14 protein-coding genes are annotated in these 13619 nt (G+C 45.3%); 10 read left to right on the top strand and 4 right to left on the bottom strand.

All coding sequences use genetic code 11. The features are described from left to right. Nucleotides 1-33: 33 nt before the first annotated feature. The gene (locus KNP94_RS10180; protein WP_029330962.1) at nt 34-702 is read left to right on the top strand and encodes a potassium channel family protein; all 669 of its coding nucleotides are present in this window, start codon (nt 34-36) and stop codon (nt 700-702) included. Between the two features lie 30 nt (nt 703-732). On the opposite strand, the gene KNP94_RS10185 is transcribed toward KNP94_RS10180, so the two are convergent. Then, nucleotides 733-1509, bottom strand: coding sequence for a Cof-type HAD-IIB family hydrolase (locus KNP94_RS10185; RefSeq protein ID WP_088837470.1), 777 nt, complete (start codon nt 1507-1509; stop codon nt 733-735). A 171-nt stretch (nt 1510-1680) separates the two neighbouring features. Between KNP94_RS10185 and KNP94_RS10190 the strand changes: the two genes are divergently transcribed. Further along, a complete protein-coding gene (locus tag KNP94_RS10190; protein ID WP_088837469.1) occupies nt 1681-1899 on the top strand; it encodes a DNA-dependent RNA polymerase subunit epsilon in 219 nt (72 codons plus the stop codon). Then, the gene (gene rnjA, locus KNP94_RS10195; RefSeq protein ID WP_088837468.1) at nt 1896-3563 is read left to right on the top strand and encodes a ribonuclease J1; all 1668 of its coding nucleotides are present in this window, start codon (nt 1896-1898) and stop codon (nt 3561-3563) included. Before KNP94_RS10190 ends, rnjA begins: the two co-directional genes overlap by 4 nt. A 59-nt stretch (nt 3564-3622) precedes the next feature. Here rnjA and def read toward each other — a convergent pair whose 3' ends face one another. Continuing rightward, a complete protein-coding gene (def, locus tag KNP94_RS10200; RefSeq protein ID WP_029330958.1) occupies nt 3623-4162 on the bottom strand; it encodes a peptide deformylase in 540 nt (179 codons plus the stop codon). Nucleotides 4163-4541: 379 nt separating this feature from the next. On the opposite strand from def, the gene pdhA reads away from it, so the two are divergent. The 4 genes from pdhA (at nt 4542) to lpdA (ending at nt 9414) form a co-directional block, all read left to right on the top strand. Then, the gene (gene pdhA, locus KNP94_RS10205; RefSeq protein WP_026827895.1) at nt 4542-5624 is read left to right on the top strand and encodes a pyruvate dehydrogenase (acetyl-transferring) E1 component subunit alpha; all 1083 of its coding nucleotides are present in this window, start codon (nt 4542-4544) and stop codon (nt 5622-5624) included. 3 nt (nt 5625-5627) lie between these two features. Continuing rightward, nucleotides 5628-6605: an alpha-ketoacid dehydrogenase subunit beta gene (locus tag KNP94_RS10210; RefSeq protein ID WP_215115619.1), complete on the top strand. Its 978-nt coding sequence runs from the start codon at nt 5628-5630 to the stop codon at nt 6603-6605. Nucleotides 6606-6702: 97 nt separating this feature from the next. Continuing rightward, on the top strand, nt 6703-7998 hold the full coding sequence (locus tag KNP94_RS10215) for a dihydrolipoamide acetyltransferase family protein (protein WP_029330956.1): 1296 nt from the start codon (nt 6703-6705) through the stop codon (nt 7996-7998). A 3-nt stretch (nt 7999-8001) separates the two neighbouring features. Further along, on the top strand, nt 8002-9414 hold the full coding sequence (lpdA, locus tag KNP94_RS10220; protein ID WP_088837466.1) for a dihydrolipoyl dehydrogenase: 1413 nt from the start codon (nt 8002-8004) through the stop codon (nt 9412-9414). A 164-nt stretch (nt 9415-9578) separates the two neighbouring features. Here the strand turns inward: lpdA and KNP94_RS10225 are convergent, their stop codons facing one another. Continuing rightward, on the bottom strand, nt 9579-11066 hold the full coding sequence (locus KNP94_RS10225; protein ID WP_214765257.1) for an aminotransferase class I/II-fold pyridoxal phosphate-dependent enzyme: 1488 nt from the start codon (nt 11064-11066) through the stop codon (nt 9579-9581). A gap of 132 nt (nt 11067-11198) precedes the next feature. Between KNP94_RS10225 and KNP94_RS10230 the strand changes: the two genes are divergently transcribed. From KNP94_RS10230 to KNP94_RS10240, 3 genes are all read left to right on the top strand, one after another. Then, nucleotides 11199-11471, top strand: coding sequence for a UPF0223 family protein (locus KNP94_RS10230; protein ID WP_029330953.1), 273 nt, complete (start codon nt 11199-11201; stop codon nt 11469-11471). Between the two features lie 280 nt (nt 11472-11751). Continuing rightward, nucleotides 11752-11940 carry a hypothetical protein gene (locus tag KNP94_RS10235; protein WP_029330952.1) on the top strand — a complete coding sequence of 63 codons (189 nt, stop codon included), beginning with the start codon at nt 11752-11754 and terminating at the stop codon, nt 11938-11940. A 121-nt stretch (nt 11941-12061) separates the two neighbouring features. Further along, nucleotides 12062-12841, top strand: a complete 780-nt coding sequence (locus KNP94_RS10240) for an inositol monophosphatase family protein (protein ID WP_214765255.1) — start codon at nt 12062-12064, stop codon at nt 12839-12841. A gap of 82 nt (nt 12842-12923) precedes the next feature. On the opposite strand, the gene KNP94_RS10245 is transcribed toward KNP94_RS10240, so the two are convergent. Continuing rightward, nucleotides 12924-13619, bottom strand: a 696-nt coding sequence (locus KNP94_RS10245) for an RNA-guided endonuclease TnpB family protein (RefSeq protein ID WP_215115620.1), incomplete at its 5' end; no start/stop codon positions are given.

The following is a 13619-nucleotide window of genomic DNA, read 5'->3' on the forward strand; positions in this document are numbered from 1 at the left end:
ACTGACGAAGCGAAATCTGAAGGAGAGTTGAACATGAATGGAGAGTTTGCAGTAATTGGTTTGGGGCGTTTTGGTGGTTCAATCGTCCGTGAATTATCGAAGAATGGCTATGACGTTCTAGCGATTGATTCGGATGAAGAACGTGTCAATGAATACATGGGGATTGCGACACACTCCGTCATCGCGGATACGACGGATGAGAACGTATTGAAAAGTCTTGGAATTCGAAACTTTGATCACGTCATCGTTGCGATTGGGGAAAACATTCAAGCTTCGATTTTGACAACGTTGATTTTAAAGGAACTCGGTGTTAAATCAATCACTGTCAAAGCGACGAACGATTACCATGAAAAAGTATTGCGGAAAATCGGTGCTGACTTCATTGTCCACCCGGAACGTGACATGGGGGTTAGGATTGCGAACGGCCTGATGAGTTCGAATATTTTGGATTATCTTGACCTGTCTCAAGAATTCTCAATCGTTGAAATCAAGGTCAGCGATCGCATGGCAAACAAAACGTTGATTGATCTTGATTTACGAAGTAAGTACGGCGCGAACGTCGTCGCCATCAAACGGGGAGAAAATGTCATGATTTCGTTACAAGCTGATGAAGTCATTGAAAAGGGCGACTACCTTGTCGTCATTGGAGAAAACGAAGACTTGGATCGTCTCGAACGAGCCATCCATAAAGTAAAAAGCTGAGGGATCTCCTCAGCTTTTTTTGTATCCCTTTTAAATTAATTGGAATTTTTTTAAACCGTGCGCGATGCCGTCTTCAAGAATGTGTTTCGTGACGAAGTCGGCGGCGGCTTTTGTTTCGTCTAATCCATTGCCCATCGCGATGCCTGTTCCGACGTAGCGGAGCATCTCGAGATCGTTCAGCGCGTCACCGAAAGCAAACGTATCTTCACGTTTGATATCCGTTAAACGGAGGAATTGTTTAATTCCATCGGCTTTCGACGATCCGGCATTGATGACGTCCATCGCTTGTGGGTGCCAGCGAATGAAATCGAATGCTTGATAGTTTTGCGTATAAATCGATTCTTCTTCTGCCTGACAATAGACGAGGGTTTGGAAGATATCGTGCGTCTCGTAAGCTTCTTCATTATAAGCAGGGAGGGGAATATCGAGCGCGCCGAGTGACGTCGCGACGGTATCGTCTGTTTGACGCGTCGTGAAGCCTTGTTTCTCGCCGAGATAAACAAGTGTGTGCCCATTCTCTTTTGCACGTGATGTTAAATGTTTCAAATCATCGACGGGTTGCGGACGTTTATAGATGACTTTATTTTGATGAACGACGATTTGACCGTTGTAGCCAATGACCGTATCGATGCCGAGTTGCTCACGGACGCCTGACAGCATTGCAGGACCACGCCCGGTCGCGATGGCGACGTAAACGCCGTTTTCCTGTAGTTGTTTGATTGCCTGTTTTGTCGATTCCGGTATGAAATGACCATCGTGAAGCAAGGTTCCATCGATATCGAAAAAGACGACTTTTTGATTTGCCATGGTTTCACCTTCTCTATTTAATTGGCTGAATAGCCGTTTACAAATGAAAGTATAGCATAGCGCCTAGGTTCAAGCAGATATCAGTTGTTGAATAAGGATGAAAAAATGAACCGTTTTCGTGTATACTAATCTAAGGACAAAAAACAATGGACTGATAAGGAGTTGCTAAGTATGATTTTTAAAGTATTTTATCAACCGCTTCGTTCGGAAGCACCAGTAAGAGAACGGACAGAGGTTATGTATGTTGAAGGAGAGAGCATTCGTGACGTGCGAACATCGATTGATCATCTCATCAAAGACATTAATGTTGAATTCATCCGCGAAGTAAGTGGAGAATTCCTAGAGTACGAAAAACAAAGTGTTGACTACAAGGTAGCGACGTTCGCATGAAGTTCGTCAAAAACCACCAAGCAGCCGTATTCGCACTCGGCGGTTTAGGAGAAATCGGGAAGAACACATATGTGGTTCAATTCCAAGATGAAATCATCGTCATTGATGCAGGGGTCATGTTCCCAGAAGATGAATTGCTCGGAATCGATTATGTTATTCCAGATTACACGTATTTAATCAAAAATAAAGATAAAGTCAAAGGTGTGTTCATTACACACGGACACGAAGATCATATCGGCGGACTTCCTTTCTTATTAAAACAAGTGAACTTACCGATTTATGCGGGGAAAATTGCCCTTGGTTTAATCAAGGTCAAATTAGAAGAGCATGGTTTATTACGGACGGCGGAACTTCATGAAATTGATGAGGACTCGATCATCAAGTTCCGGAAGACAAGTATTTCATTCTTCCGGACGACACACTCGATTCCAAATTCGTTCGGTGTCGTCGTAAAAACGCCACAAGGCAATATCGTCCATACGGGGGACTTTAAGTTCGACTTCACACCAGTTGGGGAGCCTGCTGACTTAGCGAAGATGGCAGAACTCGGGAAAGAAGGCGTACTTTGTCTCTTATCTGACTCGACGAATGCTGAAGTTGAAGGATTTACAATGAGTGAACGGGTTGTCGGTGAAACGATTTCGGATGTTTTCCGGAAAGCGGATGGACGAATCATCTTTGCGACGTTCGCCTCGAACATTTATCGTCTCCAACAAGTCGTCAATGCCTCGGTCGAAGCAGGACGGAAAATCGTCGTCTTCGGTCGAAGCATGGACAAGGTCATGATGATTGGACAAGAACTTGATTTCATCAAGGCACCTAAAGGAACAATCATCGAACCGAACGAAATGAAACGGTATAAATCGAATGAAATTACGATTCTTTGTACAGGTTCGCAAGGAGAGCCGATGGCAGCGTTAAGCCGAATCGCCAATGGGACACACCGTCAGATTTCAATCATTCCTGATGATTTGGTCATCTTCTCATCTTCACCGATTCCAGGAAACGTTGTTTCGGTCGGGAAAACGATCAACCAGCTGTATAAAGCAGGAGCAGACGTGATGTATGGTAAGCTCAATGATATCCATACGTCAGGTCACGGTAGTCAGCAAGAGCAACTCTTGATGCTGCGCCTACTCAAGCCGAAGTACTTCATGCCGATTCACGGTGAATACCGTATGTTGAAAAAACACATGTCGCTTGCGATGGATGCGGGTGTTCCGGAAGAGAACTGTTTCGTCATGGATAACGGTGAAGTCTTAGCACTCGATGCCAATGCAGCAGCGATCACTGGTAAAATCCAGGCGAATGCGGTATACGTCGATGGAAAAGGGATTGGAGATATTGGAAACATCGTGTTACGCGATCGTCGTATTCTTTCGGAAGAAGGACTCGTCGTCGTCGTCGTCACACTCGACTCGAAAACAAACCGTCTTGTTTCTGGACCGGACATCATTTCCCGTGGATTCGTCTACATGCGTGAATCAGGCAACTTAATTAAAGATGCCGAGCGCTTGTTGAAACGTTCGTTAGAACAATCATTAACGAACCGAAACACGAAGTGGACAGATATCAAACAAGTCATCAACGATACATTAACACCTTATTTGACTGAAAAAACACAACGTCATCCGATGGTCATGCCGATCATTATGGAAGTTTAACGAAAAAAGCCATTTCCTGAATCAGGAAATGGCTTTTTTGTTTCAAGGCGTGGAAGAGCTCATGTGGCAGGTCCATATTCCTTGAATGGTTCTTTTTTATCGATTCGATCGTAAAACATGATGCCGTCTAAATGGTCATATTCATGCTGGCAAACGATGGCTTTCATACCTTTTAATCTTAATTTTACAGGAATTCCGTTATGATCGATGCCAGTAAGGGTAATACGCATATAGCGTGGCACGTGACCTTCGACTTCACGGTCGACGGATAGGCAGCCTTCACCACCAGTTAAAAACGTCTGTTCGACAGAGTGGCTGATGATTTTCGGATTATAGATTCCGAACTCTAAAAGATCGTCGCCGTCTGGAAGTCGAATCGCGAACATCCGCTTATTGACACCGATTTGAGGAGCAGCAAGACCTATCCCGCTACGCAAATCGTACTTTTCAGCTATTTCATCATCTTGACTGTTAGCAAGAAACTCGCGCATCAAGCGCATCGTTTCTTTATCTTCCTCACTGAGTGGGAAAGTAACTTCCACCGATCGTTCGTGAAGCGTCGGAACTTCTTCGCGTACGATTTCATTCATGGTGATCATGAACAACACCCCTTTCATCTATAAAAATTATAGCACAAGCGAAAGGGGAAATTCATAACTAACACAGTTACAAATAGTTGAATAGTACAGAAGGAGAAACAGAAGGTTTTTGTGAAAGGCGTCACAAATGACGGTCGTAAAAAAAAATAAAACATTTCCTTTGATTTTATAGGCGTTACAGTTTTATACTTGTAACGTAATGAACAAGACATCAAATCGTGTCGAGTCATGTTAATACAGTTTACTCAACTGAATAGGTACACAGATATATGTTCAAGAAAGGTCACACGGGACTTCGATTTTTTGAACACTATTGGTATGTGGGCAAATCAGTCAGAGGAATATTTCGCTGAGCACAGTGAAAGGATGAGGTGAAAAGATGAACTTAAACATGTTTAAAAACGTGGAAGAAAACTTTGAAACGTTCCGCATTCTTGACGAGAAAGGTGAAGTCGTCAACAAAGACGCTATGCCGGATCTCTCAGATGAAGAATTAACGGAATTAATGCGTCGTCTCGTATACACACGTATCTGGGACCAACGTGCAATCTCACTCAACCGTCAAGGACGTCTTGGTTTCTATGCTCCAGTAGCAGGACAAGAAGCGTCAATGATCGGAACACAATTCGCACTCGATAAGGATGACTGGATTCTTCCTGGATACCGTGATATTCCACAGATGGTCTTCCATGGCTTCCCACTCTACAAAGCATTCTTGTTCTCACGTGGACACATCACAGGCGGTAAGATTCCTGAAGGTGTGAACGTCTTAATGCCACAAATCATCATCGGCGCACAAATCGTTCAAGCTGCCGGTGTTGCACTCGGTCTTAAGAAAAGTGGTAAAGAGCAAGTAGCAATCACATATACAGGTGATGGCGGTTCTTCACAAGGTGATTTCTACGAAGGAATGAACTTTGCTGGAGCATTCAAAGCCCCTGCAATCTTCGTTGTCCAAAACAACCGTTTCGCAATTTCGACGCCGGTTGAAAAACAATCAATGGCAAAAACAATTGCACAAAAAGCGGTCGCTGCCGGCATCAACGGTATTCAAGTTGACGGTATGGACGTTCTCGCAGTTTACGCTGCAACGAAACAAGCACGTGTCGAAGCACTCAACGGTGTACCGACATTGATCGAAACACTCACGTACCGTTACGGACCACACACACTCGCTGGTGATGATCCGACACGTTACCGTACAAAAGATATGGATGATGAGTATCAAGCTCAAGATCCACTCGTTCGTTTCCGTGCGTTCATGGAAACAAAAGGTCTTTGGAACGAAGACAAAGAAAACGAAGTCATCGAGCAAGCAAAAGCTGATGTGAAAGAAGCACTTGCACAAGCTGACAAAGAACCAAAACAAAAAGTTACTGACTTCATCAACGTGATGGCTGAAAAGTTACCACAAAACCTGCAAGAGCAGCTTGATGAGTATACAGCAAAGGAGTCGAAATAACCCATGGCACAAATGACGATGATCCAAGCGATCACTGACGCAATGCGCGTCGAGATGAAACGCGACGAGCAAGTTCTCTTGTTCGGTGAAGACGTCGGTAAAAACGGTGGGGTATTCCGTGCGACAGAAGGTCTTCAAGATGAATTAGGCGAAGACCGCGTCTTCGATACACCACTCGCCGAGTCAGGTATTGGTGGTCTTGCAGTCGGGTTCAGCTTGACTGGTTTCCGCCCAATCATGGAAATCCAATTCTTCGGTTTCGTTTTCGAAGTGTTCGATTCAGTAGCAGCTCAGCTCGCGCGTCTACGTTACCGTTCAGGTGGTACGTACAGTGCACCAGTTACAATCCGTTCACCATTCGGTGGTGGCGTTAAGACACCAGAACTTCACGCGGATAACTTAGAAGGATTGATGGCTCAGTCACCAGGACTTAAAGTCGTCATCCCGTCAACTCCGTACGATGCAAAAGGTCTTTTGATCGCGTCAATCCGCGATAACGACCCAGTCGTTTTCCTTGAGCACATGAAACTCTACCGTTCATTCCGTGGCGAGGTTCCTGAAGGGGACTACACGGTCGAACTCGGTAAAGCAGACATCAAACTTGAAGGTACAGACGTTACAATCGTCACGTACGGCGCGATGGTCCACGCTTCACTTAAAGCAGCTGAGGAACTTGAAAAAGAAAACATCAGCGTCGAAATCATCGACTTGATGACAATCAGCCCAATCGATATCGATACAATCGTTGCGTCAGTTAAGAAAACGAACCGTGTCGTTGTCGTTCAAGAAGCTCAAAAACAAGCAGGTGTGGCTGCAATGGTCGCAACTGAAATTCAAGAGCGTGCAATTCTTGATCTTGAAGCACCGATTCTTCGTGTAACGGCTCCAGATACAATCTTCCCATTCGCACAAGGTGAAGACGTCTGGATTCCAGACCACAAAGATATCGTTGAAAAAGTAAAAACAGTTTACAATTTCTAAGCGTGATTCGGAAAAAGGAGAGGGGAAATTCTCTCCTTGCTTCCGTTTTAAAGATAACAATTGACTAGAAGAGTGAAATAAAAGGAGGCATATTCAAATGGGTTTATTTGAATTCAAATTGCCGGATATCGGTGAGGGTATTCACGAAGGCGAAATCGTAAAGTGGTTCGTAAAAGCGGGCGACACAGTAAAAGAGGACGACGTTCTTCTTGAAGTTCAAAACGATAAAGCGGTCGTTGAAATCCCGTCACCAGTTGATGGTACAGTCAAAGAAGTAAAAGTAGACGAAGGTGTCGTTGCTGTTGTTGGTGACGTATTAATCTCATTCGACGTCGAAGGTGAAGGTTCAGCTCCTTCTGAAGAAGCAGCTCCTGAACAACCTAAAGCAGAAGAAAACGCAAAAGATGTCCAAGACACGGATCAAAAAGTCGAAGACAAGCCGACTGAAGTTCAAATCCACAAATCAGAACGTGTCATCGCGATGCCTTCTGTCCGTAAATATGCACGTGAAAAAGGCGTCGACATCCGTGAAGTTCAAGGTTCTGGAGACAACGGTCGCGTCGTTAAAGAAGACATCGATGCATTTGCAAACGGTGGTCAATCTTCTACTGCACCAGCTTCAGAAGAAAAAGCATCTGCACAAGCATCTGCTCCTAAAGCTGAAGTGAAACCGTATGTTGCTGCTCAACCTGAGCTTGAAACACGCGAAAAAATCAAAGGTATTCGTAAAGCGATTTCGAAAGCAATGGTCAACTCGAAACATACGGCACCACACGTAACACTTATGGACGAAGTCGATGTAACGAACCTCGTGGCACTCCGCAAAAACTTCAAAGAAGTTGCTGCAGCACAAGGTACGAAATTGACTTACCTTCCGTTCGTCGTTAAAGCATTGACTGCGGCTGCTAAAAAGTACCCGACTATCAACGCTTCAATCGATGATGCTAACGAAGAAATCGTCTACAAAAACTACTTCAACATCGGTATCGCAGCGGATACAGATAACGGACTTGTCGTACCTGTCGTCAAAGACGCAGATCGCAAATCAATCTTCTCACTCGCTGATGATATCAATGATTTAGCTGGTAAAGCACGTGATGGTAAACTTTCTGGTGAAGAGATGAAAGGCGGATCGATCACAATCACAAACATCGGTTCTGCTGGCGGACAATGGTTCACACCTGTCATCAACCACCCGGAAGTTGCAATCCTCGGTATCGGCCGTATTGCTGAAAAAGCAGTCGTTAAAAACGGTGAAATCGTTGCAGCACCAGTACTTGCACTTTCATTCAGCTTTGACCACCGTCTCATTGATGGTGCAACAGCACAAAACGCGCTTAACCTAGTTAAACGCTTGTTGAACGACCCACAACTTCTCATTATGGAGGGATAAGCAATGGTAGTAGGTGAATTCGCACAAGAAACAGATTTACTCGTAATCGGGGCCGGCCCTGGTGGTTATGTCGCTGCAATCCGTGGCGCACAACTCGGACTTAAAGTAACAGTCGTCGAACGTGAAAACGTCGGTGGTGTTTGCTTGAACGTTGGATGTATCCCGTCAAAAGCGTTAATTACAGCTGGACACAACTTCCAACATGCAAAAGGTTCGGACTCAATGGGGATCACATCTGAGAACGTTGCAGTCGATTTCTCGAAAGTTCAATCTTGGAAACAATCAGTCGTTAACAAATTAACGGGTGGTGTTGGCGGCCTTCTTAAAGGTAACAACATCGAAACAGTCGTAGGGGAAGCATACTTCCAATCTGAAGATACAGTTCGTATCATCAACGAAGATTCTTCAACACCTTACAAATTCAAAAAATGTATCATTGCAACAGGTTCGACTCCAATCGAACTTCCAGCGTTCAAATGGTCTAAACGTGTCCTTTCTTCTACAGGCGCATTGAACCTTCCTGAACTTCCGAAAAAACTCATCGTCATCGGTGGCGGATACATCGGAATGGAGCTTGGTACAGCGTATGCTAACTTCGATACTGAAGTTGTCATCTTAGAAGGAACAAAAGACATCCTTTCTGGTTTTGAGCCGGCAATGACACAAGTCGTTAAGAAAAAACTCAAACAAAAAGGCAACATCACAATCCACAACGAAGCACTTGCACAAAGTGTGGAAGAGACAGAAGACGGCGTTAAAGTAACGTTCGAAGTGAAAGGTGAAACACAAACAGTTGAAGCGGACTACGTCCTCGTCACTGTCGGTCGTCGCCCGAACACTTCTGATCTCGGTCTTGAGATGGCTGAAGTTAAACTTAGCGAGCGCGGACTTGTCGAAATCGACGATCAGTGCCGTACGTCTAACGAAAACATCTACGCAATCGGGGACATCGTTCCTGGACCACCACTTGCGCACAAAGCATCTTTCGAAGCGAAAATCGCTGCTGAAGCTGCTGCTGGACACCCGGCATACCTCGACTATAGCGCGATTCCTGCGGTTGTCTTCACAGACCCAGAACTCGCAACAGTCGGTTATACAGAAGCACAAGCGAAAGAAGAAGGTCTTGATTACCTCGCTTCTAAATTCCCTTATGCTGCAAACGGTCGTGCCCTTGCACTCAACGAGCCAGACGGCTTCTTGAAAATGATCACACGCAAATCAGACGGTCTCTTGATCGGTGCTCAAATCGCTGGTACAGGCGCATCTGACATGATCGCAGAGATGGGACTCGCAATCGAGTCTGGAATGACTGCTGAAGATATCGCACTCACAATCCACGCACACCCTTCACTTGGTGAAATCGCGATGGAAACTGCTGAAGTTGCAATCGGTAGCCCAATCCACATCATGAAATAAGCTTTAAGCCCTTAAGCGGGGAGCCGACCGCTTAAGGGCTTTTTTTCATTATCATATGCAAGAGGCTAAGGTGTGGTCTTGGTAAAATAAAAAGTACGGGCGGAGGATTTGATATCCTGCACCCGTACTTTTTTGAGAAGCTGTAACGTCTGCTTTCGTTTGAATCATCGAATGGCATTCGATTGTTGAATGACTTTAATTGTTTCGAGTGAATGATCCTCAAGCCCTTGGACAGGAAGACCCGCTTCGATATTTTCTTTAATATACGCTAAGTTATCCGTCGTAATCATCTCACCAGGAATGAAAATCGGGATACCCGGGGGATAGACCATCATGAATTCCGCAGAAATCCGTCCTACAGCTTGCGCGAGCGGAATCGTTTCCGTTTCTTCGTAGAAGGCATCACGTGGACTTAATGCGAGTGCAGGTATGTCAGGCAACATGATAGAATGTGAAGTCGTTTTTGCACCTGTATCACGGTACCGCTCAACAAGCTCAGTCATTCCAGTCAGTAAGGCGTCAATCGTTTCCTCAGAGTCGCCTGAAGTAATGATTAAGAGGATGTTATTCAAATCTGATAGTTCGACTTCAATCCGGTGCTCTTCGCGTAAGAACTCTTCGACGAGGTGACCCGAAATACCGAGTCCTTTGACCGAAATCAATACTTTAGTCGGGTCGAACGCGAATGTCGCACTCGAATGTAAGTCCGATTCACCGAAGACGGCGAGGTAAGGCAACTTAGCGAGACCCATCCGCATCCGTGCCGATAGTTCAAGTGCGCGTCGGTTCATTGCCTCACCATTGATCGCGAGGTGGCGCCGTGCACAATCGAGTGAAGCGAGTAACAGATACGATGTTGAAGTCGTCGTCAACATCGAGAGGACAGTCTGGACTTTATCGGGCGAGACCAGACCTCGGCGGACGTTCAAGACAGAACTTCCTGTGAGTGATCCACCCAGTTTGTGCACACTCGTAGCGGCTAAGTCAGCCCCTGCTTGCATTGCTGATAGCGGCATATCATCGTGGAAGCCGATATGGACGCCGTGTGCTTCGTCGACGAGGACAGGGATGCCTTTCCCATGAGCAAGCTTGACGATGCTCTCAAGGTCGCCTGCGACACCGAAGTACGTCGGGTTAATGACAAGTATCGCCTTCGTATCAGGATGAAGACTGAGGGCACGTTCGACGGCACTTGGTGTGATACCGTGAGCAATTCCAAACATTTCATCAAATTCAGGGTGAATGAAAATCGGGTGCGCTCCAGAAAGAACGATAGCCGACATGATCGATTTATGGACATTTCGCGGAACGAGGATTTTATCGTCCGGACCGACGACGCTCATGATCATTGCCATGATTGCCGTTGACGTTCCTTGGACAGAGAAAAACGTTTCATCTGCATGGAATGCTTGTGCCGCCAATTGATGGGCATCTTTGATAATCGTTTTCGGATGATGTAAATCATCGAGTGGAGCGATGTTGATTAAATCGATATCGAGTGCATTTTGACCGATGAACGATCGAAATGCAGGATCCATTCCTTGCCCATTTTTATGACCAGGAATATGAAATTGAATTGGTTGACGTTTCGCATGCGCGAGTAGCGCATCGAATAAAGGTGTATCGAGCTGTGTTAAGCTTTTTGTTTGCACCAGATTTCCCCCCTTAAAACCGAATAAAAAAACAATCAAACAAGCTAACTATAACAAGTTTTCATAACGTTGCAACTGTTTTATCTTCGATTTCATTGTAAAATAAGAATCGTGAAGAAAGGATGTGTCAGGATGGCTCTTAATTATCCCATCAACCCAGACTGGTCGACGAAGGAAATCGTCACCGTCATTGATTTTTTTAACATCGTTGAAGAAGCTTACGAAAAAGGTGTGTCACGTGAAGAATTTATGCGGACATATAAAGCCTTCAAGAAAATCGTGAATGCGAAGTCGGAAGAAAAACAACTCGATCAATTCTATTTCGAAGAAACAGGTTGCTCCAGTTACCGTGCGGTCCAACAAGCAATCAAACAAGACGAACCGATTTTACGAATGAAAAAATGAAGAATGATTAAGAGAGAAAGGCGAGGATTTCATTCGGAATTCCTTGTCTTTTTTTAGTGTGCATCCTACATATATCCTGAAAGGGAAACCGATTAGTTGTTTAGAATAAAGAAAAATGGGTTATATATTACATACAAGACGATATCGTTAAACTGTAATTTTTAAAAATAGATGCTTTACATCTAAGTTGAATCGTACTATTATAGATTCAATCCACTAATTAGTCGCAATTGTCTGATAATTAAAACGTTCATTTATCTCGCGAAGGAGTGTGGTTACTGTGAAACAAGTAATAGAAGCATACAAGAGAAAAGATGCAGAAAAACGCATTCCGGTATTGCGTCTCGAAATTGATTATGAGCTCGCAACATTGCACGATGCAATCGTAGAAAGTGATGCAGAAGCGGTTGGTGCCAGTAAAGAGCGTCTCGAAAAATACCGCCAAGAAATGGTGTTATTAGAGGCATGATTCAGTAAACGATAAACTAAAAATCAAATAAATTAAATCAATCAACCAGCGAAAATTTTCGCTGGTTTTCTTTTTTTGTTACTATGGAAAAGACAGGAATCATATAAAAGGAGTGAGGCGCATGCAAGGCATAGAGTTACATGCTATCGATTTAATGAAACGAGCGGGTAAATATATCCGTCAGATGATAGACCATGCGTATCATATCGAAGAAAAAACGAATAAAAGTGACTTAGTGACGGAGATTGACAAAAATGTCGAAGATTTATTAATTGAAGGTATCCTGAATCAGTATCCAGATCATCATATATATGGAGAAGAAGGGCGTGCGGCGCGACCTGAAACATTGGGTGGCACGATTTGGTTCGTCGATCCGATTGACGGCACGATGAATTTCATTCGCCAAAAACGCTTATTTGCGATTTCGATTGCCATCATGGTAGAGGGCGAACTTCAGTATGGATTTGTGTATGACGTCATGGCGGATGAGATGTTTCATTGCATTAAAGGACAGGGCGCATTCGAAAATGGAATTCGATTAGCGCCAATTGAAGAGAAGCCGGTTAATGATGCGATCATCTGTATGAATGCGACGTGGGTGACTGCCAATCGAAGAATTGATGCAGCATTGCTAGCGCCACTCGTAAAAGACGCTGTTGGGGTTCGGGCAGTCGGTGCCGCCTCGCTTGAACTCGCTTGGGTCGCCGCGGGGCGTGTTGACGGCTACATTACGATGCGAAACATGCCATGGGATTACGCAGCTGGACAACTGTTGATTGAGGAGCTTGGAGGGCGCGTCGGGACAATTGAAGGCGACGCGATGACTTTCCAAGAACAAACGAGTGTTCTTGCAGGGAGTCGGACATTTGTCGCAGACGTATTGACGTATGTAAACAAATAAAACGCCCTTGAACTACCTCCACCTACGCTTCGCTTAGAGGTGGAGGATTCCTGAGTGATCCGACCTGACGGTCGAAACCTGATCAGGCTAACCCCGTCGTCCCGACGGTTGAAGAAGCTAAGAGGCGTTCAGCTTCTTGTTTGAGGTTCAGTCCTGCGTTCACATCACGGTCGTGGTGGATGCCGCAACTCGGGCATGTCCATTCACGCAAGCCAAGATGTTTCACGTCTTTGTGTTGATGTCCGCAACTGGAACACAGTTGACTAGAGGCGAAGGTCTTGCCGACTTTCACGACGGTCTTTCCGTACCATGCCGCCTTGTATCCGAGCATGCGGAAGAACTCCGACCAACTGACCTCAGAGATGGACTTGCTCAACTTGCGATTCTTCTGCATGTTCTTCACTTGCAAGGTCTCGATGCCGATGACGTCGTGGTTTTTGACGATCTCGGTCGACACCTTGTGCAGGAAATCGGTTCGCTTGTTGGCGATCTTCTCGTGGATGCGGGCGACCTTTCGCTTCTGCTTCTGGTAGTTCTTCGCCTCGGAAAGTGTTACTTTCTTGTCCAAGGCCAACCGTTGACGACGAGAAAGCTTGCGTTGCTCGCGCGCCAGCTTTTGCTCAAGCGAACGGAAGTAACGGTCGTTCTTGTATACCGTGCCGTCCGACAGGACGGCGAAGTGCTTCAATCCGACATCGACGCCGACGGATGAGCCCGTCTTCGGCATTTCGTTGCTCTCCTGCTCGACGAGCAGGGAGACGAAGTATTTTCCTGAAGC

Origin of the sequence: Exiguobacterium sp. s80 (assembly GCF_018618725.1) — a bacterium.
Classification (GTDB): domain Bacteria; phylum Bacillota; class Bacilli; order Exiguobacteriales; family Exiguobacteriaceae; genus Exiguobacterium_A; species Exiguobacterium_A oxidotolerans.